The sequence below is a fragment of the Sandarakinorhabdus sp. genome, from assembly GCF_040398645.1.
In the GTDB taxonomy this organism is placed as follows: domain Bacteria; phylum Pseudomonadota; class Alphaproteobacteria; order Sphingomonadales; family Sphingomonadaceae; genus Sandarakinorhabdus.
In genome coordinates, this window is the sequence record NZ_JBBATR010000039.1 from 1 (window position 1) to 20,926 (window position 20,926).

Annotated in this window: 20 protein-coding genes; 9 read left to right on the plus strand and 11 right to left on the minus strand. The window is 64.3% G+C overall.

What is annotated here, in order from left to right; genetic code table 11:
• The 3 genes from feoB to ABWP50_RS09550 form a co-directional block, all read right to left on the minus strand.
• A partial coding sequence (gene feoB, locus ABWP50_RS09540; protein ID WP_353217764.1) for a ferrous iron transporter B occupies positions 1-1,806 on the minus strand: 1,806 nt, incomplete at its 3' end.
• The gene (locus ABWP50_RS09545) at positions 1,803-2,060 is read right to left on the minus strand and encodes a FeoA family protein (protein ID WP_353217765.1); all 258 of its coding nucleotides are present in this window, start codon (positions 2,058-2,060) and stop codon (positions 1,803-1,805) included. The genes ABWP50_RS09545 and feoB, both read right to left, overlap by 4 nt.
• 71 nt (positions 2,061-2,131) lie before the next feature.
• The gene (locus tag ABWP50_RS09550; protein ID WP_353217766.1) at positions 2,132-2,788 is read right to left on the minus strand and encodes a COQ9 family protein; all 657 of its coding nucleotides are present in this window, start codon (positions 2,786-2,788) and stop codon (positions 2,132-2,134) included.
• Between the two features lie 208 nt (positions 2,789-2,996).
• Here ABWP50_RS09550 and rpsU point away from each other — a divergent pair, with 208 nt between their 5' ends.
• Together rpsU and ABWP50_RS09560 are read left to right on the plus strand one after the other, a co-directional pair.
• Positions 2,997-3,203 carry a 30S ribosomal protein S21 gene (gene rpsU, locus ABWP50_RS09555; protein WP_017668065.1) on the plus strand — a complete coding sequence of 69 codons (207 nt, stop codon included), beginning with the start codon at positions 2,997-2,999 and terminating at the stop codon, positions 3,201-3,203.
• Between the two features lie 183 nt (positions 3,204-3,386).
• Positions 3,387-3,905, plus strand: a complete 519-nt coding sequence (locus tag ABWP50_RS09560) for an FKBP-type peptidyl-prolyl cis-trans isomerase (protein WP_353217767.1) — start codon at positions 3,387-3,389, stop codon at positions 3,903-3,905.
• Between the two features lie 159 nt (positions 3,906-4,064).
• Here the strand turns inward: ABWP50_RS09560 and lepB are convergent, their stop codons facing one another.
• The 7 genes from lepB to rpoZ form a co-directional block, all read right to left on the minus strand.
• Positions 4,065-4,874 (minus strand): signal peptidase I, encoded by an 810-nt coding sequence (gene lepB / locus ABWP50_RS09565; RefSeq protein WP_353217768.1) that lies wholly within the window; start codon positions 4,872-4,874, stop codon positions 4,065-4,067.
• Positions 4,871-5,302, minus strand: a complete 432-nt coding sequence (gene acpS / locus ABWP50_RS09570; RefSeq protein WP_353217769.1) for a holo-ACP synthase — start codon at positions 5,300-5,302, stop codon at positions 4,871-4,873. Before acpS ends, lepB begins: the two co-directional genes overlap by 4 nt.
• A gap of 6 nt (positions 5,303-5,308) precedes the next feature.
• The gene (locus ABWP50_RS09575; protein ID WP_353217770.1) at positions 5,309-6,046 is read right to left on the minus strand and encodes a pyridoxine 5'-phosphate synthase; all 738 of its coding nucleotides are present in this window, start codon (positions 6,044-6,046) and stop codon (positions 5,309-5,311) included.
• 8 nt (positions 6,047-6,054) lie between these two features.
• Positions 6,055-7,155, minus strand: coding sequence for a serine hydrolase domain-containing protein (locus tag ABWP50_RS09580; protein ID WP_353217771.1), 1,101 nt, complete (start codon positions 7,153-7,155; stop codon positions 6,055-6,057).
• On the minus strand, positions 7,152-7,733 hold the full coding sequence (gene pyrE / locus ABWP50_RS09585; RefSeq protein WP_353217772.1) for an orotate phosphoribosyltransferase: 582 nt from the start codon (positions 7,731-7,733) through the stop codon (positions 7,152-7,154). Before pyrE ends, ABWP50_RS09580 begins: the two co-directional genes overlap by 4 nt.
• A 65-nt stretch (positions 7,734-7,798) precedes the next feature.
• Positions 7,799-9,907 (minus strand): RelA/SpoT family protein, encoded by a 2,109-nt coding sequence (locus ABWP50_RS09590; RefSeq protein ID WP_353217773.1) that lies wholly within the window; start codon positions 9,905-9,907, stop codon positions 7,799-7,801.
• Between the two features lie 268 nt (positions 9,908-10,175).
• Positions 10,176-10,517, minus strand: a complete 342-nt coding sequence (gene rpoZ, locus ABWP50_RS09595) for a DNA-directed RNA polymerase subunit omega (protein ID WP_353217774.1) — start codon at positions 10,515-10,517, stop codon at positions 10,176-10,178.
• Positions 10,518-10,772: 255 nt separating this feature from the next.
• On the opposite strand from rpoZ, the gene rpsD reads away from it, so the two are divergent.
• Positions 10,773-11,384 (plus strand): 30S ribosomal protein S4, encoded by a 612-nt coding sequence (gene rpsD, locus ABWP50_RS09600; protein WP_353217775.1) that lies wholly within the window; start codon positions 10,773-10,775, stop codon positions 11,382-11,384.
• A gap of 193 nt (positions 11,385-11,577) precedes the next feature.
• Here the strand turns inward: rpsD and ABWP50_RS09605 are convergent, their stop codons facing one another.
• Positions 11,578-13,815, minus strand: a complete 2,238-nt coding sequence (locus ABWP50_RS09605; protein ID WP_502951025.1) for a S9 family peptidase — start codon at positions 13,813-13,815, stop codon at positions 11,578-11,580.
• Between the two features lie 410 nt (positions 13,816-14,225).
• Between ABWP50_RS09605 and ABWP50_RS09610 the strand changes: the two genes are divergently transcribed.
• The 6 genes from ABWP50_RS09610 (at position 14,226) to ABWP50_RS09635 (ending at position 20,825) form a co-directional block, all read left to right on the plus strand.
• On the plus strand, positions 14,226-16,814 hold the full coding sequence (locus ABWP50_RS09610; RefSeq protein WP_353217777.1) for an Rne/Rng family ribonuclease: 2,589 nt from the start codon (positions 14,226-14,228) through the stop codon (positions 16,812-16,814).
• 90 nt (positions 16,815-16,904) lie between these two features.
• Positions 16,905-17,675 (plus strand): uroporphyrinogen-III C-methyltransferase, encoded by a 771-nt coding sequence (gene cobA / locus ABWP50_RS09615; protein ID WP_353217778.1) that lies wholly within the window; start codon positions 16,905-16,907, stop codon positions 17,673-17,675.
• Entirely contained in the window at positions 17,660-17,947 is a 288-nt protein-coding gene (locus tag ABWP50_RS09620) for a DUF2849 domain-containing protein (protein ID WP_353217779.1), read from the plus strand. The genes cobA and ABWP50_RS09620 overlap by 16 nt, the downstream gene beginning before the upstream one ends.
• Entirely contained in the window at positions 17,947-19,587 is a 1,641-nt protein-coding gene (locus tag ABWP50_RS09625; RefSeq protein ID WP_353217780.1) for a nitrite/sulfite reductase, read from the plus strand. Before ABWP50_RS09620 ends, ABWP50_RS09625 begins: the two co-directional genes overlap by 1 nt.
• Positions 19,580-20,074: a DUF934 domain-containing protein gene (locus ABWP50_RS09630; RefSeq protein WP_353217781.1), complete on the plus strand. Its 495-nt coding sequence runs from the start codon at positions 19,580-19,582 to the stop codon at positions 20,072-20,074. The genes ABWP50_RS09625 and ABWP50_RS09630 overlap by 8 nt, the downstream gene beginning before the upstream one ends.
• Positions 20,067-20,825, plus strand: coding sequence for a phosphoadenylyl-sulfate reductase (locus ABWP50_RS09635; RefSeq protein ID WP_353217782.1), 759 nt, complete (start codon positions 20,067-20,069; stop codon positions 20,823-20,825). Before ABWP50_RS09630 ends, ABWP50_RS09635 begins: the two co-directional genes overlap by 8 nt.
• Positions 20,826-20,926 lie beyond the last annotated feature (101 nt).

A 20,926-nucleotide genomic window follows, 5' to 3' on the forward strand; every position in this document is an offset into this window, starting at 1 on the left:
ATAGCTGAACATGAAGATCGGCCAGCGCCAGCTCGCGGTTTCGCGCCGCGTGACCGCCAGCGTTGACAGGCATTGCGGCGCAAACACGAACCACGCCAGAAACGCCAGCGCCGTGGGCAGCGGCCAGGCGTTGCGCAATTGCTCGATCAGGCCGCCGGTGTTGTTTTCATCCACGCCCTGCAGCGCATAGACCGTGCCCAGTGCTGCCACCGCGACTTCGCGCGCCGCCATGCCCGGCACCAGCGCAATAACGATTTCCTTGTTGAAGCCGATCGGGGCAAATATCGGCTGTAGGGCGGAGCCAAGTTTGCCGGCCAGACTATATTCGATGCCGGGCTTGACCGCGCCCGCCGGCGGTTGCGGCCAGCTGGCCATCGCCCACAGCACCACCGTCGATGCCATGATGATGGTGCCGGCGCGGCTAAGAAACGCACCGGCGCGGCCATAAAGCCCGATCGCGATATCGCGCAGTGCCGGCCATTGATACTTCGGCATCTCCATCAAAAATGGCGGCGCCGCGCCCTTGGTCACCGTGCGCCGCAGCACAAAGGCCGCAACCAGCGCGCCCAGGATGCCAGCCAGATACAGGATGAACAGCACCAGACCCTGCAAGCCGAACGGGCCGACATCGCGCGCCGGAATGAACGCGCCGATCACCACGGCATACACCGGCAACCGCGCCGAACAGGTCATCAGCGGCGCGATCAGGATGGTGGTGAGCCGATCACGCGGCGAATCGATGCTGCGCGTCGCCATGATGCCCGGAATCGCGCAGGCAAAGCTGGACAGCAGCGGAATGAAGGCGCGGCCATTCAGGCCCACCCGCGCCATCAGCCGGTCCATCAAGAACGCCGCGCGGGTCATGTAGCCCGATTGTTCGAGGGTGATGATGAACAGGAACAGGATCAGGATCTGCGGCAGGAACACCACCACCGCGCCCACGCCCTTCAGCACGGCATCATTGAGCAGCGACAGCAGCCAGCCGGCTGGCAACGCCGCGGCCAATTGCTCTTGCAGCACGGCAATACCGGCTTCGATCCAGCCCATCGGCGCTTCGGCCCAGCTGAACACCGCCTGGAACATGAAAAACAGGATGGCCGCCAGCAGCAGCGGCCCCGCCACCGGGTGCAGCACGACCGCATCGATCCGCTGCGACCAGCGCCGCGCGCTGCCCGTGGCGGATTGGACCGCCGCCGTCAGCCGGCGCGCTTCTTTTTGCAAGGCGCGCAGATCGCTGGCGGCGTTGTTGGCGGCTGCACTGGCAGGGGCTGCGGCGAGTGACGCGGCTATCGCCGCGCCCAAGCCCTCCAGCCCGCGTTTGCGCACAGCCACGGTTTCGATCACTGGCACGCCCAGCATGTCGGCCAGCCGCGTCACATCGATCACGATACCGTCGCGGGCGGCCAGATCGGCCATGTTCAGCGCCACCACCAGCGGCAGGCCCAGCGCCCGCAATTCCAGCACAAAGCGCAAGTGATTGCGCAAATTGGTGGCATCGATCACCGCAACAATGGCGTCCAGCGGCGCTTCGCCGGGGATGCGCCCGAAAATGGCATCGCGCGTCACCTGCTCGTCGGGCGAACGCGGATCGAGGCTGTAGGTGCCGGGCAGATCGATCAATTCCGCCACCTGTCCGCCGGGCAGCGCCAACCGGCCGGTCTTGCGCTCAACGGTCACGCCCGGATAATTGCCGACCTTTTGGCGGCTGCCGGTCAAGGCATTGAACAGGCTGGTTTTTCCGGCATTGGGATTGCCCACCAGCGCCACCACCAGCTGGCGCGGCGTTATCGCAGCCGGCGCGTTCACAGCGCGGTCACTTCGATCAGGCGGGCCATGTCCACCCGCAGCGCCACCACCATATTGCCCACCCGTACCGCCAGCGGATCGCCGCCAAACGGCGCGCGGTGCAGGATTTCGACATCGACACCTTCGTCAAAGCCCAGCTCACACAGACGCTTGGCGGTGTTCGGCGCCAGGCCGCCGCGATCGATGGCAGCAATCAGTGCCACCTCGCCGGCGGCAAGGCTGTCGATCAGCCGATGGGCAGTGGCTAGGGTCACACGCAGGTTCCGGTCGCAAAACGTTGCGAACCGTTATCAATAAATGGATGGTTATGCCACCGCCAAGTTGATCACACCGCCGGGTAGCGCAGCCGGCCAAAAAACCGCGCCGGATCGGGCAGCTTGCCGCCGATGCCGACCAGCTTGGCCTTGGCCTTCTCAAAGCGCATCACGCCATCGATGCGGCGATCGATGAAGGCGCGCGTGGCTTCGAAATCTGGGCTGTCATCCTGGGTCCAGTGCAGCAGCGTGGCCGAATAGATCGCCGACAGGATCGCGCGCTTGGTGTAATGATTATAGTCGGTGGCGGTGTCGCCAGCGGCGCGCCACATTGCATCGGCGGCCTGCCAGAGCAGCCGGGCCGACAGGCCAGCGTGCTGCGGCTGCGCCAATATCGCCAGCGCCCGCCGCGTCACTTCGGCATTGCCATGCTCCAGCCGCGTCACCAGCGCCATGCGGATGCGCTCGCGGATTTTCAGATTGTGGCTGGCGGCCATCGCTTCGGCCATCGCCTGGTTGGTCAGCGCGGTCCACCCGGTCAGCATGGCGGCAACATCGGGCACGGCCAGCGCAGCAATATCGCTGTCGATGCCAGTGTCCGCCGCGGCGGCTGCCAGCGCCTTTGCTGTCCAGCCATCAAATGGCACATGCGGCAGCATCGCGGCGATCAGGCGCGGCGCCAGCTCGGCAAGTGGCACATCATTGGTGGGGTTGTTGGTCTGATGCATGACCAACTATAACCCGGTTGCGACCGTGTCTCCAGCGCCAAAGACGCCGCGGCGCGGCCACTTGCTCCCCTACAGGGCTTCTGCTAGTCCACGCGCCTCATCCAGACGAGGCGACTCGTGTGGGACAAGGTTTCATCGACTATTTTGGCAATTCGGGCCTGGCGCAGCTTGGGCAGGCGGCCCCGGAAAATTGGAGTGACGGCACCTCATGCAGATTTTGGTTCGCGATAACAACGTCGATCAGGCCCTTCGCGCCCTGAAGAAAAAGCTTCAGCGTGAAGGCGTCTACCGCGAAATGAAGCTGCGCCGGCATTACGAAAAGCCATCGGAAAAGCGCGCCCGCGAAAAGGCCGCCGCCGTGCGCCGTGCCCGCAAGATGGACCGCAAGCGCATGGAACGCGACGGCATCAAGTAAGCGCAATCAAACGAGTTACCGGAGCCGGGCAGCGCAATATCTGCCCGGCTCTTTGCGTTTTGGCCGCAGGAGCGGTCCGCTCGTTTGGCCGCAGCGGCCGGGGGCAGGCTTGACCATAGCGCGCCTGCTCGTCATGGCAGGTGCAACGGTGGCGGCGCAGCCGCCAGCAGCATTGAGGCGAATATGTCAGGTCAGAAGGCAGGCACTGCAGGCGGGGTCGGCATCGGCAAGTGGTTGGCGGCAGCGGCCGCCGTGCTGTCGGTGGTCGGCGTGCTGGTCTACACCGGCACCCAGGGCCAGGTGGACGCTGTTCGCAAAACCGACATGGCCTATCTGGACGCAAACAAGGACAAACCCGGCGTGATCACCACTGGTTCAGGACTGCAATATCAGGTTTTGCGCGAAGGCAAGGGCCCGCGCCCGGCGCCCAAGGACACCGTGCTGGTGCATTACGAAGGCAAGCTGATCGACGGCACCGTCTTCGACAGCAGCTACCAGCGCGGCCAGCCCGCGGCCTTCCCGCTCGATCAGGTCATCCCCGGCTGGACCGAAGGCGTGCAACTGATGCCGACCGGCTCCAAATATCATTTCGTGGTGCCGCCTGAACTGGCCTACGGCGCGCAAGGTGCCGGCGGCGTGATCCCGCCCGGCGCCGTGCTGGAGTTTGATATCGAACTGCTGGCCGTTAAACCGGCGGCTTGATCTGACTGATTGGAAGAAAGATTACAGCCTCCGGCGGGCAGGGGTGACCCCTGCACCCGCTTTTTGGATCGCTCACAGGTTTCGAAGCTTAGGACCGAACCAAAACGAAAGTGGTGCAGGGCCCAGCCCTGCCCGCCGGAGGCCACTTTCTTTTGTAGCTTAACTGCGGAGTGACAGGAACCAGCGGTCACGCAGCGCCGTCACCCATGTCACCGGGTTGAAGCTGGTTGATCCATCCAGGCTGAAGGTGGTGAATTCGGCGCGGCCGACGATGTTTTCGACGGGGAGGAGCCCGAGCCCGCCGATTTCGGCGGCAAAGCGGCTATCCTGGCTGTTGTCGCGGTTGTCGCCCATCAAGAACACATGGCCTTCTGGCACAATCACGGCTTCGGTATTGTCCACCGGCAATGCCGCGAGGTCATGCACCAGATAGGTGCGGCCGTTCGGCAGCGTTTCGCGGAAGGTCGGCAGGTGGCATTCGGCGATCCCATCCGGCGTGACGACACGGTAAGGCGCATCGACATAGCTGGCACATTCGGTGTTGGGTGATACCGCTGAGACCGTGACGGCTACCGCGACCTTGGGCACGGCCTGGCCGTTCAGCCACAATTGCCCGTCGCGCATCTGCACTGTGTCACCGGGCAGGCCGATCACCCGCTTGATCCAGTCATCCTGCGCGATCGGCGATTTCACCACCACGATGTCACCGCGTTCCGGCAGGCTGCCGAAGAGCCGGCCCTTCATGGGCGGCAGCACGTTGAGCGACGGCGACAGATAGGAATAGCCATAGGGATATTTCGACACGATCAGCCGGTCACCCACCATCAAAGTCGGCAGCATTGATCCGGACGGGATATAAAATGGTTTGGCGACGGCGGTGTGCACGCCCAGCACAGCCAGGCCGAGCAGAAACAGCTGCCAGGCCTCCTCGGCCCAGTTGGTTTTCTTTTTTGCCACTGCTTCGCTCATTCTGGTGCTGCCGTGATCAAGACGATGGCCTGCGCCCACGGATGGTCGTCGGTCATTGTCAGGTGAATCGCCGCCTTATGCCCGCTGGGTGTGATTTGCGCCAGCCTTGCCAATGCCCCGCCGGTAAGGACCAGCGTGGGTTGGCCGCTGGGCAGATTGATCACGCCCATATCCCGCCAGAATACGCCCTGGCGAAAGCCGGTGCCCAGTGCCTTGGCGCAGGCTTCCTTGGCAGCAAAGCGTTTTGCATAGGTGGCGATGCGCGTCAGATCGCGGCGGTTGGCCTTGGCCTGTTCGGCATCGGTGAAGATGCGGCTGATGAAGCGGTCACCAAAGCGGGCGATGCTGCTGGCGATGCGATCGATATTGCACAGATCGGAGCCAAGCCCGATCACGCCCAATCCGGTGGGTATGGCCAGCCCGGTCATGGCAAATCAGGCCGCGGCGCGGGCGGCATCCATGGCCGCACGCATGCGGCGGATGGCGGCATCCAGGCCGACAAACACCGCCTCACCAATCAGGAAATGCCCGATGTTCAGCTCAGCCAGTGTGGGCAGGGCTGCCACCGGCGCCACGTTGTCGAAGGTGAGGCCGTGCCCGGCATGAATTTCCAGGCCCATGCGCACGCCCAGCTCGGCCGCGCGGGCCAGCCGTTCCAGTTCAAAGACCACTGCGCCGCCTTCGGCATGGGCATAAGGCCCGGTGTGCAATTCCACCACGGGCGCGCCCAGCCGGGCGGCGGCTTCAAGCTGGCGCTCGTCGGGGGTGATGAACAGGCTGACCCGCATGCCGGCATCGGCCAGGCGGCTGACGATCGGGGCGAGCACATTGTGCTGCCCGGCGGCATCCAGCCCGCCTTCGGTGGTGCGTTCGGTGCGGCGTTCGGGCACGATGCAGGCGGCATGCGGGCGATGGCGCAGCGCGATGCCGAGCATTTCATCGGTGGCAGCCATTTCCAGATTGATCGGCAAGGCAACGCCGATGCTGAGCCGGTCGAGATCGGCATCAGTGATGTGGCGGCGGTCTTCGCGCAGGTGCACGGTGATGCCGTCGGCGCCGGCAGCGGCCGCCATTTCAGCGGCGCGCAAGGGATCAGGATGCAGCCCGCCGCGCGCGTTGCGGATGGTGGCGACATGATCGATGTTGACGCCAAGGCGCAGATGGTTGGTCATGACAAACCTCAGGATTTGGACGGGGCGCAGAAGGCAGCGGACAGAAGATCATAGGTAAGGCCCTTGCCCTGCCATGGCTCGCCGAATTCGGCCGGACGATCGGCAAAGGCGATCAGGATGCGGCCCAGCTTGGGTGCGATGACGTTGCGCACTTCGACTCCGCCGATGCTGCCGCGGCGTTCAACCAGATCAACCGGCCCGGTGCAGCCAGCGAGGGGAACCGTGTAGGCCCACTGCCCCAATGCCGAAAAACCAAGCTCGGCCTTGCCATTCCACATCTCGGTGCGGGCAGCGGCGCTCATGAGGCGGCCAGCGAGCAGCGCCTGATCGAATTTGACCAGCGCAGCCGGCGGCCCGGCAATTGCAGCCGCTGCGCCGTAGCGGCCGACATCGATGAAATCATCATTGCTGCCATCGGCGAAATAGCCTGTGCGGCCGGCGGCGTCACCGGCCTGCAACAGTCTGGCGCCGTCCATTTTCAGCGGCTTGAACAGCTGCGCGCGCAGCAGTTGCCGCAATGTCTTGCCGGTGACCGCTTCCAGCACCGCGCCCGCCACTTGCGTATCGCAATTATTATATTCGAAACGCTCACCCGGCGCTGCCTTGGCTGCGCCCGTGCAAACGGCGTTGATGCCACGGGCGTCGATTGTAGGGGCTGGCCGCGGCGTGCTGCGGTCCAGCAAGGCCAATTCGGTGCCCGCCGCGTTCATTGGGCCGTCCTGGGCGTTGGGCAAGCCGCTGGTGTGGGCTAGCAACTGCCGCAATGTGATCCGGTCGGCATTGGTGACAGGCAGCTGCGGCACATAGGCCTTGATCGGCGTATCGAGCGCCACCGTTCCGGCATCGACCTGTTGCATCACCAGCACCGCCACGATCTGCTTGGTGACCGATGCCCAGCGCCAGAATTGTCCGGTTTTGCCGGGCTTGCCGATGTCCTCGCCGTAGTTGGACTGGCTGTCGGCCACCACCAGATGCCCATTCAACCCGCCAGTGCGTGCGGCCGCCGACGCCGCCTGCCACATGTTGGTCAACGGCGGCGGCGGCGCTGCTGCGGCGCCGGCAGCGCCGGCCAGGATCATCGCCCAAATCACGTGTTTGGCAGGGATCATGCCGCCCGGCTGCCGGGCTTCACCGCCGGGATGGCTGCCAGTTCGGGCGGCAGTGCACCCGGCTGGTAGCTGGGCACGGAAAGGCGGATCAGCGGCGTGAATGGCACGCCCAAATCGGCTGCGCCATCTGACCGGTCGACCAACGCGGCGGCATGGATCACGGTGCCGCCGGCAGCGTTCACCGCGGCAATGGCTTCGCGGCCCGACAGGCCGGTGGTCACGACATCTTCCATCAGCAGAACCTGCTGCCCCGGTTCCAGCCGAAAACCGCGCCGCAGTTCAAAGCTGCCGGTGGGCCGTTCAACGAACATCGAATCGACCCCCAGCGCGCGCGCCAGTTCATGACCGCAGATCAAGCCGCCCATCGCTGGCGCAATCACGGCGGTGATCCGTGCCTTCACAGCGGCGGGGATCTTGGCAGCCAGCGCCCTGGCCAGCCGCTCGGCGCGGGCCGGGTCCATCAACACGCGCGCGCACTGCAGGTAACGCGAAGATCGCAGGCCCGATGACAGGATGAAATGGCCTTCCAGCAGCGCCTCGGCAGCCCGAAATTCGGCCAGAACCTCGTCATCGGTCATCGCGGGACACTCCTGAATCGACACATGCCGCGATTGGCAGGCCCCGCCGGCTTTGCCAAGCGGCATTACTGGCGCACCCTGTCCGCCGAAACCACGGCTTTCACCTGGCGCAGGGCAGCCAATATGGTGGCAAGATGCGCCACGCTTTCCACTTCGATGTCGATGAGATCGGTGTGAAATTCACGGTCACGATGCTTCAGGGTCAGGCCAACGATATTGGCGTTGTGGGCAGCGATACTGGCCGCCAGGCTGGCCAATGCGCCCGGCTGGTTGTGCACCACAACAGCGATGCGGGCAGCGGCCACCGCAGCTTCGGTGCCCCAGCGCACCTCGAACCATTCGCCGCTTTCATCGGCGAGCTCGTCGCAATCAATGGCATGCACGCAGATCGGGCCATCGGGCGCACGCACGCCGACGATGCGATCGCCGGGCACCGGCCGGCAATGATCGCACAGCAAAAAGCCCACGCCCGGCGTCAGGCCTTCGATGGAGATCGCGGCATCGGCCCTGGCATGGCGGCCTTGCGGCCGGGCCGGGCGGGCGGCGGCGCCGGGCACCAGGGCTTCGGCCACTTCGTCATCGGTCAGGCGATTTTCAGCCATTGCCAGTTCCAGCGCCGCGCGGTCCGGCAGCTTCAGCCGGCCCAGCGCGGGGCCAAGCAGCTCATCTGACAAGCTGATCCGCAGCCGGGCAACTTCGGCGTCCAGCAGCTTGGCGCCCATTGCCTGCAATTCCTCGCGGCGCTTGTGGCGAACATGGCGGCGGATGGCAGCGCGCGCCTTGGCGCTGGCCACAAAACCCTCCCACGCCGGATCAGGGGCCTTCACCTTGCCCTTCATGATCTCGACCTGATCGCCGTTCACCAGCCGCGTGCGCAGCGGCACTACCTGGCCATTCACCTTGGCACCCACGCAGGCATCGCCCAGATCGCTGTGCACGGCATAGGCAAAATCGACCGGGGTGGCATCGCCGGGCAATTGATACAGCTCGCCCTTGGGGGTGAACACAAACACCTGATCCTGGAACATCGCCAGCCGGGCATTTTCAAGCAATTCCTCCGGGCTGGCGGCATCCTGCAGCACGTCCAGCAGATCCTCGATCCACGGATAGGCTTCGCGCGCCGGAGCGCCTTCACTGCCCAGCTTGTAAGCCCAGTGCGCCGCCAGCCCAAGCTCGGCCTCTTCGTGCATCAGGCCGGTGCGAATCTGCACCTCGATGCGGGCCGCCTCGTTGCCGAGCAGCACCGACGTGTGCAGCGATCGGTAGCCATTGGGCTTGGGCGTGGAAATGAAATCCTTGAAACGGCCGGGCACCATCGGCCACCGCCCGTTGACGATGCCGAGCGCCCGGTAGCAATCGGGCACATCATCCACGATCACCCGGAACGCCATCACATCGGACAATTGTTCAAAGCTCATCTGGCGGGCCTGCATCTTGCGCCAGATCGAATAGGGGCGTTTTTCGCGGCCGGTCACGCTGGCTGCCAGCCCCTTGCTGCGCAACAAGCCCTCGATCTGGCCGGAAATCCGGTGGACATTGGCCCCGGTGGTTTCGCGCAGCCGGTCCATGCGCTGGCTGATCGTGGCGCTGGCTTCGGGCTCCAGATGGCGAAACGCCAGTTCCTGCATTTCCTCCATGAAGCCGTACATGCCGATACGCTCCGCCAGCGGCGCATAAATATCCATGGTTTCGCGGGCGATGCGGCGGCGCTTGTCCTCTTTCTTGATGTGGTGCAGCGTGCGCATATTGTGCAGGCGATCAGCCAGCTTGACGAGCAACACACGGATATCGTTGGAGATCGCCAGCAAGAACTTGCGCAGGTTTTCCGCCTGACGTTCATTGTCGGTCTGGGTTTCGATGCGCGACAATTTGGTGACGCCGTCAACCAGCCGGCCCACTTCAGGCCCGAACAGCCGGTCAATCTCGGCCTGAGTCGCCACCGTGTCTTCGATGGTGTCGTGCAGGATGGCGCAGGCAATGGTCTGGTCGTCGAGCTTCAGATCGGTGAGAATGCCGGCAACCTGAATGGGATGGCTGAAATAGGGATCGCCGCTGGCCCGAAGTTGGCTGCCGTGCGCCTTCACTGAAAACACATAGGCGCGGTTCAGCAGATCCTCGTCCGCATCGGGATCATAGGCCTTGACCCGTTCAACCAATTCATACTGGCGCAGCATAGCCTAGCATCGTGCAAGGGATTGCGGGGCGGCGCAAGGGTGGTGGGGGCTGGCTGGGTGAGCCATACTGCGCCGACTGTCGATGCTTGCGGGGGCGGCCGGCAGCGGAGCTGCCGAGTCCGCTTGAGTGGATTAAGAAAAGGCAGGAAGAGCGCGGCAAAGCCACGTCGTCGGACGACTCACGAAAAAGGCGGCTGGAGGGCCGCCTTTTTTGGTCGCCGGCCGGAATTCGGCGAGTCTCGAAATAGCTACGCTATTTCGTGCCGCCTCATTCGTACTCACCACCCATATTCTGATTGCGCGGCGGCTGCGCAGCCGTGATGCGGAGCGCCTCGGCAGATGCCGACAACGAGACGATCGCATCAGGCGTGTCGTCATCATCGGCCTGGACCTTCTGCATGCCCAGTACGATGGTTTCGCGCAATTCAGCGGGGTGCACGGTTTCCTCGGCGATCTCGCGCAGCGCCACGACCGGGTTCTTGTCACGGTCACGGTCGATGGTCAGTTCCGATCCGGACGAGATGTTGCGCGCGCGCTGGGCAGCGAACAACACCAGATCGAACCGGTTCGGGATCTTGTCCACGCAATCTTCGACGGTCACACGTGCCATGAGCTTACGGCTTTCGATAATGGAATGAACGCAGGCTGGTGACGATTCGAGGCCGCAAAGTCAAGGATTTTGGCCGGATCGGCCGTTAAGAAGGCCGTGGTGTGCTTGACTCGGCGCGCGCCCGCTCGTACCGCACCCGCTTCGCATTTGGCCCCGCACCCCGGTGAAGCGGTGGCCCACGTCAGCGGCAGGCAAATCTGCGGGCTGACGCGGCGAGACCGGGAACAACGTCAAGCGCAAATCTGAAGGATTATCATGTCAAAGCGTTCCAACGCGAAATACAAGCTTGATCGCCGCATGGGCGAGAATATCTGGGGTCGTCCCAAGAGCCCGGTGAACAAGCGTGAATATGGCCCCGGCCAGCACGGCCAGCGCCGCAAGGGCAAGGTCAGCGATTTCGGCATCCAGCTGCGCGCCAAGCAGAAGCTCAAGGGCTATTATGGCGACGTGACCGAAAAGCAGTTCCGGAAGGTCTATGCCGAAGCGGTGCGCATGAAGGGTGACACCTCGCAGAATCTGATTGGTTTGCTCGAGCAGCGGCTCGACATGATGGTCTATCGCGCCAAGTGGGCACCAACGGTGTTTGCCGCTCGCCAGATCGTCAACCATGGCCATATCCTGGTCAACGGCCGCCGCTGCAACATCGGTTCGGCGCGTATGTCGCCCGGCGATGTGATCGAGCTGGGCAGCCGCGCCAAGGAAATGGCCCTGGTGCTCGAAGCGCAAGGCCTGACCGAGCGTGATGTGCCGGAATATGTCTCCGTCGAAGGCCCGAAGGCCACCTACGTCCGCATCCCGACGCTGGACGAAGTGCCTTATCCGGTGAAGATGGAGCCAAATCTGGTCGTGGAATTTTACAGCCGTTAATGCCGCGCGTGGACAACGCGCAGCGTTGTCCACCGACTCGCATCGGCTCGGCCAGCGACCAAAAGGGCGGCCCCAACAGGCCGCCCTTTTTTGTGTCGTCTGACGGTGTGGCTCCGCCACGCTTTTCCTGTCCTTACCTGTCTTCTCTTCTCATAAGCCAGCGGACTCGGCGGCTCCGCCGCCGGCCGCCCCCTCAATACCCCGTCGGCGCCACCGTCCGCCCCAGAAACTTCAGCCGCGTGATCCACGTGTGCACTTCCAGCCCCGGCGTGGCGTGGGTGGCACCCGGATAGACCATCAGGTCAAACGGCCGATTGGCCTTTTGCAGCGCGCTGATCAATGCGGTTGAATTTTCGAACACGACATTGTCGTCGGCCATGCCGTGGATGACCAGCAATGGATCGCTGATCTTGGCGGCATCTGAAAGTGCGCCGGAACTTTGGTACGGCCCGGCGTCTTTGGCGGGATTGCCCAAATAACGCTCGGTATAGGCGGTGTCATACAGCTCCCATCGCGTCACCGGCGCGCCGGAGATGCCGGCGGCGAACGCGCCGGGGGCCGCCTCCAGCAATTTCAGCACCATATAGCCGCCGTAGGACCAGCCGTTCACCGCCACCTTGTCGGCTTTGGCCCATGGCTGCCGCTTCACCCACGCCAGTGCCTGCAACTGATCGGCCACTTCGGCTGTGCCCATGGCGCGATTGATCGGGTCTTCGAACGCCTTGCCGCGATTGTTGCTGCCGCGATTGTCAATCTGGAACACCGCCCAGCCTTTTTGCACCAGATATTGTTCGATTACCGCGGGAAAGCGCCGGTCGACGCTTTGGGCATGCGGGCCGCCGTAGACCTGCATCAACACCGGAAATGGCCCGGCACCCGTGGGCTTGAGCAGGCGCCAATCCATGCTCTGGCCATCGCTGGCCTGCAGCGTGCCAAAGCTGGGTTCGGTGTGCGCCGCCAGATAGGGCGCGTAAGGGTGGCCCGCATCCAGCCGGTTTTCAGAAATCCAGGCCAGCCGCTTGCCGGCGCCATCCGCCAGCCAGACCTGCGCGGGCTGGCGCGGGGATGTGGCCGTGATGATCAGGCGCTGGCCGGCAGCGTCCATCACCGCATCATGCATGCCGCCAAGCGCAGTCAGCCGGATCGGCTGGGCGCCGGGCGTTTTCCAATCCAGCGCATAAACATGCATTTCCAGCGTGGTATCGGCAAAGCCGGTAAACCACAGTCGGCCGCGCTGTTCATCGACGCCGACCAGTTCGGACACGGCCCAGCGACCGCTGGTCAATTGCGCCGCTGCGCCGCCCGCCAGCCGGTAGAGGTGGCGATAGCCGTCCCGCTCGCTGGCCCACAGGATGCTGCCATCCTTCAGCGCGCGGAACGTGTCGTGCAAGTTGATCCAGGTTGCGGCGGTTTCGCTGTGCAGCACCCGCGACGCCCCGGTTGCCGGATCGACAGCCAAGATATCAAGCCGCTTTTGATCGCGCTGTAAACGCTGGACGTACAGGGTGCCGCCATCCTGCGCCCATGCCGCCCGCGCGACATAGATATCGCTGTCCGGCCCCAGATCGACTTTGGTCTTGCCGCTGCCGTCCGGATTGACGAGCCATAGTGACACGTCGGCATTGGCAGTGCCGGCCGCCGGATAGGCTTGGGTGAACAGCCGCGTGCCGTCCGCGCCGATGGCGGCTCGTGTCACTTCGTTGACGGGCGTTTCATCCACACGGGCGACGGCGATGCGGCCATCGGTGGGGGACCACCAATGGCCATCGAAACGGCCAAGCTCTTCCTGCGCGATGAATTCGGCAACGCCCCATTGGACTTTTGCCGTCTCTTCGCCGGCCACTTCGCGTGCGGTGCCGGCGGCGATGTCAGTCACGAACAGCCGGCCATCGCGCACAAAGCTGGCATATTTGCCTTTGGGCGACAGTTTTGCGTCGGTTTCGGTGGCTTTTGTGTCGGTCAATCGCTGCACGCTGCCATCCAAGCCGGCCACCCACAGATCGCCATCGACAGGCACCAGCAGGCGGCGGCTGTCGGGTGCCCAGGCATAATCGACGATGCCGGTGATGCCGCCGAGGCGGCGGCGTTCGCGGTTCATGCGCTCCGCTTCGGACAACGGCCCGCTGCTGCCGAGTTTGGTCGAATCGACCAGCATGCGCCGCGCGCCGGTGCTGGTATCAACCGCCCACAGATCGAACCGGTCGCGGTCATCGGCGCGGCTTTGCAGCAGTGTGGCCAGCTTGCCATCCGGCGACAGCTTGAGCACGCGCGGCCGTGGGCCAGACAAGGCCGGCGAAGCAAACACGCGTTCGAGGGTAAGCGGCGCCGGGGCTGCGGCGGCTGCCGGGCTTTGCACTCGCGTTTGGGCGGATGCAGCATGGGCAGCCAACGCAGCAATCGCGACAGCACAGGATTTTAGAACAAAGCGCATTGCAAAAATTCCAGTAACATCAGGCTCTTCCGTGATGGTATAGCCGCACACTTGCCGCAATGCCAAGCGCCTGCTAGCAGACAGATGACAGTATTTTTTTGTGCTGTCGCTTTTGGTGCGTTCCCGCGCTGCCGGCCGTTGGCTCGGTGTTTGGCGGGACCGGATCAGAAGCCGGCCGGAGCTGTTCATTGGCCCGGTGCACATTGCAAGGATGCGGATGAACGGATTGCACCTCTTGGTCGACGCACAGCGCCCCGCGCTGCGCTCGCCGGCTGGTGTCTCCGCCGCACATCGTCAATCGCTCAAAACAACTTCAGTCCGGCCTGCTGCCGGCTTTTTCATTCCGCGCCGCCGCATCGCCGCCCAGCCACTGGGCCCATGCACACGGCCGCGCGCTACGGAGCATTTCAATGTCATATCGCATGCTGATCGACGCCCGCCACCCGGAAGAAACGCGGGTGGCCGTGGTCAATGGCCAACGCATCGAGGAATTTGATTTCGAATCGGCTGATCGGCGTCAGCTGAAGGGCAATATCTATCTTGCCAAGGTTACCCGGGTCGAACCTTCGCTGCAGGCGGCGTTCGTTGAATATGGCGGCAATCGCCACGGCTTTCTGGCGTTTTCGGAAATCCACCCGGATTATTATCAGATCCCCAAGGAAGACCGCGAAGCGCTGCTGCGCGAAGAAGCCGAACTGGCCGAAGACGATCACGGCCACGACGACGAAGGCGATGACAGCGATGACGTGCTGGAAACCGGCGGGCAGCATGACGAGCCCACCGAATCGCTGAGCCGCAAGCGCATGGCGCTGCGCCGGCGCTACAAGATTCAAGAGGTTATCCGCCGCCGCCAGGTGATGCTCATCCAGGTCGTGAAAGAAGAGCGCGGCTCCAAGGGCGCGGCGCTGACCACCTATCTCAGCCTGGCCGGCCGCTATTGCGTGCTGATGCCCAACACCGCGCATGGCGGCGGCATTTCGCGCAAGATTTCCAATCCGGGCGACCGCAAGCGCCTCAAGCAGATCATGACCGATCTGCATCTGCCATCCGGCATGGGCGCTATCGTGCGCACCGCCGGCCTGAAGCGCGGCGCGGACGATATTCAGCGCGATTTCGATTACCTTACCCGGCTGTGGGATGAAATTCGCGAAAAGACCCTGGCTAGCCAGGCCCCGGCGCTGATCCATGAAGACAGTGGCCTGATCAAGCGTGCCATCCGCGATATCTATTCGCGCGATATCGAACAGGTGCTGGTGGAAGGCAGCGGCGGTTTTGCAGCGGCGCACCGCTTCATGTCGATGCTGATGCCGGGCCATGCGGCCAAGGTGGTCGAGTATCAGGACACGGTGCCGCTGTTCCAACGCTTTGGCGTCGAAGGCCAGCTGGAGGCCATGTATCAGCCGGTCGTGCAGCTGAAATCGGGCGGCTATATCGTCATCAACCCGACCGAGGCGCTCGTGGCGATCGATATCAACTCCGGGCGATCGACCCGTGAATATGGCATCGAGGAAACCGCCACAAAAACCAACCTGGAAGCGGCTGACGAAATCGCCCGGCAATTGCGCCTGCGCGACATGGCGGGCCTGGTGGTGATCGATTTCATCGACATGGAAAATGGCTCCAACGTCCGCAAGGTTGAGAAGGCCATGAAGGAAGGCCTGAAAAACGACCGTGCCCGCGTGCAGATCGGGCGCATTTCCAGCTTTGGCCTGATGGAAATGAGCCGGCAGCGGCTGCGCACCGGCATCCTGGAAGCCTCCACGCATATCTGCCCGATGTGCGAAGGCACTGGCATGGTGCGTTCGGTGGCGTCGGCGGCGTTGGCAGCGTTGCGCGCGCTGGAAGCCGAAGCCGTGCGCGGCCGCCATAGCGAATTGATGCTGCGGGCCAGCGAGGAAGTTGCGGTTTACCTGCTCAACCGCAAGCGGATCGAACTGGCCGAACTGGAAGAGCTTTATGGCGTGGCGATCCTCACCCGCCCGGATGATGGCCTGATCGGCCCCAATTTCGAGATTGATGCCGGTGGGCCTCCGTCCTCCAAGAAGGTGGATCTGGCGGCCTTGCCAGCCATCGTGCGGGTGGACGACGAACCGGAATTGGACAGCAGCGAACCGGGCGATGATGACGACCGGGACGATGATGGCGAACGCAGCGATGCCGATCAGGATGATCGGCGTGGCCGACGTGGCCGTGGCCGCCGCCGTGGCCGTGGCCGCCGTGATGATGGCAGCGCTGCCACTGATGATGCAGCGCCAGCGCCGGCCGATGCGCATGACGATACGCACGACGATGCAAGCGACGATCTGGGCGCCGGTAACGAAACGGAACTGGATACCGATGGCAATGACGCCGATGGTGATGCCGAGACCGGTGATGGCGAAGCCGGGGCATCGCGGCGCAAGCGTCGCCGCCGTGGCCGCCGCGGCCGCCGCGGCACTGCTGAACGCGGCGGTGATCAGGCCAATGCAGGCGACAATGGCGACCAGCTGGATGCCGAGATCGAGGCGCAGCCCGAGCCGGAGCCACAGCCCCTGCTGGAAGCTGGCGAAACCAAGCCCAAGCGCAGCCGCCGCAAGAAGGCTGAGCCGGTAGCCGTGGAAGCTCCGGTGGCAGCCGATGCGGCTGTGCCGGAACCAGTTGCTGCGGCGGTAGACGCCCAGGAGCCGCCAGCCAAGCCTGCGCGCAGCCGCCGCAAGAAAGCCGAGCCGGCACCCGAGCCGGTTGCGGTACCCGAAGCCGTGGTTCCGGACGTTGCCGAACAAGCCGCGCCGGCCAAGCGCAGCCGGCGCAAGAAGGTTGAAGCTGACGCTCCCGTGTCTGCCGAGCCCGTGTCTGACGCCGCCGTTTCTGCCGAGTCTGTGCCAGCCGAGCCCGTGCCGGCTGAGCCTGTGGCAGCAGAGCCAGTGGCACAGCCAGCAACCGAGGTTGCCGCCGAGCCAGCAGCGGCCGCGCCGCCGCCGCGCAAGGGCTGGTGGCAGCGCACGTTCGGTCCTGAGTAACCGCGCTGCGCGCATGACGCGCAACCTGCGCTAACCGCGCGCAAAGAAAGCCTTGCTCCCCTTGTGCCGCAGCTTGCTGCACAAGGGGACATGAAAAATTCCCAAGATTTCGGCAGCGTCGTGCTGGTTGGCGCTGGCCCCGGCGCCGCCGATCTGCTGACGGTGCGTGCCGTGCGCGCGCTGGCGGCAGCCGATGTGGTGGTGCACGACGGCCTGGTTGGCGCGGAGGTGATGGCGCTGATCCCGGCCACCGCCCGCTGCATCGATGTGTCCAAACGCCGGGCGCGGCACACCGTCCCCCAACACGAAATCGGCGCGTTGCTGGTGGCGCAGGCGCAGGCCGGCCACAATGTCGTGCGCCTGAAGGGCGGTGATCCGTTCATCTTCGGGCGCGGCGGCGAAGAAGTTGATGACTGCTGCGCGGCGGGTGTGCCGGTCACGGTGGTGCCGGGCATTTCGGCAGCCAATGGCGCTGCGGCATCACTGCTGCTGCCGCTCACCCATCGTGATCATGCCTCGATTGTCAGCTTTGTTGCCGGCGAGTGCCGCGGCCTTGCCGCGCAAAACTGGGCTGGCTTGGCCGGCAAGGGCCGCACGCTGGTGATTTATATGGGCGTCGCCGGGGCTGGTGCCATTGCCGACAAATTGATGGCCGATGGCCTCGCCCCCGATGCCCCGGTGGCCGTGGTGGAACGTGCCACGCAGGCCGGTGAGCGGTTGGTTACCAGCCTGCTCGCCGATCTGGCCGGGCTGGTGGACCGCGAAGCCATCGCGTCACCGGCGCTTATCATTGTTGGCGATGTTGCGGCCCTGCCGGCTGCCCGCGCCATGGCAAAGGACGAAACATGCCGCGTGTTCTGACGGGAAATCGGCTCGAAACCGGTGATGTGCTGTGGTGGAACGGCAGCGACTGGAGCACGGCCATCAGCCATGCCGCCGAAATCGGCGCGGAAGGTGACGCGCTGGTCGCCAGCCTGATTGCCGCGGAACGCATCAATGATCCGGTGCTGATCGATGTGACCGGGACGCCCGGCAATTGGTTGCCCACCACCACCCGCCAGCGCGTGCGCGCGTCTGGTCCCAGTGTCCGCGCCGATCTCGCGCGCGGCAGCCTTGCCACGGATGCCATCTGATGTACCGTTATGATCACTTTGACCAAGCCATCGTTGATGCCCGGGTTGCCGAATTCAAGGACCAGGTCGGCCGCCGGCTGCGCGGTGAAATCACCGAAGATCAGTTCAAGCCGCTGCGGCTGATGAACGGCCTCTATCTGCAGCTTCATGCCTATATGCTGCGCGTTGCAATCCCCTATGGCACGCTGTCTGGCACCCAGATGCGTATGCTGGCGCATATCGCACGCACCTATGACCGGGATTACGGCCATTTCACCACGCGCCAGAATATCCAGTATAACTGGATCAAGCTGGAGCAGTTTTCCGATCTGCTCGATGATCTGTCCAAGGTGGAAATGCACGCCTTCCAGACCAGCGGCAATTGCATCCGCAACATCAGCTCCGATCAATTCGCCGGTGCCGCCGCCGATGAGCTGGCCGATCCGCGCCCTTATGCCGAGTTGCTGCGGCAATGGTCGACGCTGCATCCGGAATTTTCGTTCCTGCCGCGCAAGTTCAAGATTGCCGTGATCGCCAGCGACACCGACCGCGCCGCCATCCAGTTGCACGATATCGGCCTGCAATTGCGCACCAACGCCGCCGGCGCGCTGGGTTTTCGCGTCTATGTCGGCGGCGGCATGGGCCGCACCCCGATCATCGGCCAGATCGTGCGCGATTTCATCCCGGTGGCGCAGTTCCTCAGCTATTGCGAGGCGATCCTGCGCGTTTACAACCGCTATGGCCGCCGCGACAATATCTACAAGGCGCGCATCAAGATCCTGGTCAGCGAGCTTGGCATTGCCGAATTCACCGCGCAGGTCGAAGCCGAATGGGCCGAACTGGAACCGCTCGGCCTAGATGCACCGCAGGCCGAATATGACCGGATCATTGCGCAATTTGCCGCCCCGGCCTTTGATCCCGCCGCGCCAGACACGCTCGATCTGTCCGATCCTGATTTTGCGGTCTGGGTGGCGCAGAATGTTCATGCCCACCGCGCGCCGGGCTATGCCATCGCCACCATCAGCCTGAAGCCCAAGGGCGGCATTCCCGGTGATGCGTCGTCGGCGCAGATGGATGTGATTGCCGATCTGGCCGAACGCTACGCCCACGACGAAATCCGCGTCACCCACAGCCAGAATCTGGTGCTGGCGCATGTTCGCAAGGCCGATCTTTACGCGGTCTGGCAGGGCCTTGATGCGGCTGGGCTGGCAACGCCCAATCTTGATATGGTCACCGATATCATCGTGTGCCCCGGCATGGATTATTGCACGCTGGCCAATGCCCGTTCGATCCCGATTGCCCAGCGCATCGCGGCCAAATTCGAAGCCGATGTGGCCGCGCAGCAGGATATCGGCGAGCTGAAGATCAAGATTTCCGGCTGCATCAACGGCTGCGGCCACCACCATGCCGGCCATATCGGCATATTGGGCGTCGATAAAAAGGGCGAAGAAGCCTATCAATTGCTGCTTGGCGGTTCCGGCGCCGAAGACGCGTCATTGGCCAAGATCCTCGGGCCTGGCTTTGACGAAAACGGCATAATCGAAGCGGTCGACAAGCTGATCGATTTTTATCGCAGCGCCCGCACCGCTCCCGATGAACGCTTCCTCGACACCTACCGCCGGCTCGGGCCGGCCCCGTTCAAGGCCGCCGTCTATGGATAATCAGGATCAACAGGCCGTCGCTGGCGCGGTGCCGCCCGCGCTAGATGATGCACCGGCGCGGCTGCGCTATCGCAGCGATGCACCGTTCGAAAGCCCGATCGCGCCGCTGGCGGATTTCCTGGCTGCCAATGGCTCTGGCGGCAATTTTGCCGCCGTCCGCATCGATCCGGGTGATGATGTGCGCGCGCTGCTGCCGCACCTTGGCCGGCTGAAGCTCGTTGAAATCGCCTTTCCCAAATTCCGCGACGGCCGTGGCTACAGCTCGGCGCGCATCCTGCGGGAGGCTGGCTTTGGCGGCGAAATCCGCGCGGCCGGCGATGTGCTGGTCGATCAGCTTGGCTTCATGCGGCGAGTGGGTTTTGACAGTTTCGCGCCCGATGCGCCGCTTGATCCTGTCGTTGTTGCCGCCACGTTCGCCCGCTTCCCCTATGTTTACATGAAGGCCGCCGATGGTCTCGCGCCGGTCTGGGCGCTGCGGCATGGCTAGCGGCGCCGCGTTGGAAGCGGTGGCGGCGCGGCAGCTCGACACGATCGACACGGCGCCGGCCTTCACCGCCACCGACGCGGCGCGCCTGACCGCGCAATATGACGGCGTCCCCGCTGCGGCCATGCTGGCCGATCTGCTGGCGGGCACACTCAAGGGCCGGGTGGCGGCGGTGTCCTCGTTCGGCAGCGAATCGGCGGTGCTGCTCGATCTGGTGGCGGCGGCCGATCGCAGAGTGCCGGTGATTTTCATCAACACCCAGAAAATGTTCGGTGAAACTCTGGCCTACCGCGATGCGCTGGCCGAACAGCTTGGGCTTGTGGATTTGCGGGTGTTTCGCCCCGACCCCTACGAACTTGCTGCCCAAGACGACAAAAGCTTGCGCTGGGCCTATGATCCCGATGGCTGCTGCGATCTGCGCAAGGTCGAGCCGCTGCGCCGCGCGCTGGCACCATTTGATGCGTGGATTTCCGGCCGCAAAGCCGCGCAATCCGGCCGCGCCGGCCTGCCGCGTTTTGAAATGGACGCCGGCCGCCTCAAGATCAACCCGCTGGCCGATTGGGACAAAGCCGCCATCGACGCGCATTTCACCGCCCGCGATCTTCCGCGCCACCCGCTCGAGGCCGCCGGCTACCCCTCCATCGGCTGCCAGCCCTGCACCAGCCAGGTCCAGCCCGGCGAAGACCCCCGCGCCGGCCGCTGGCGCCACTGGGACAAAACCGAATGCGGCATTCACAATCAGCCGATGTTTTAGTCGCCGCGCCGCGAGCGCGCAGCGCCCGGCGCAGCGCGCCGACAGGCGCAAGACCGGCCGGCGGGGCAGCGCGCGCGCCTGCGCGCTGAACCCGTTCGACG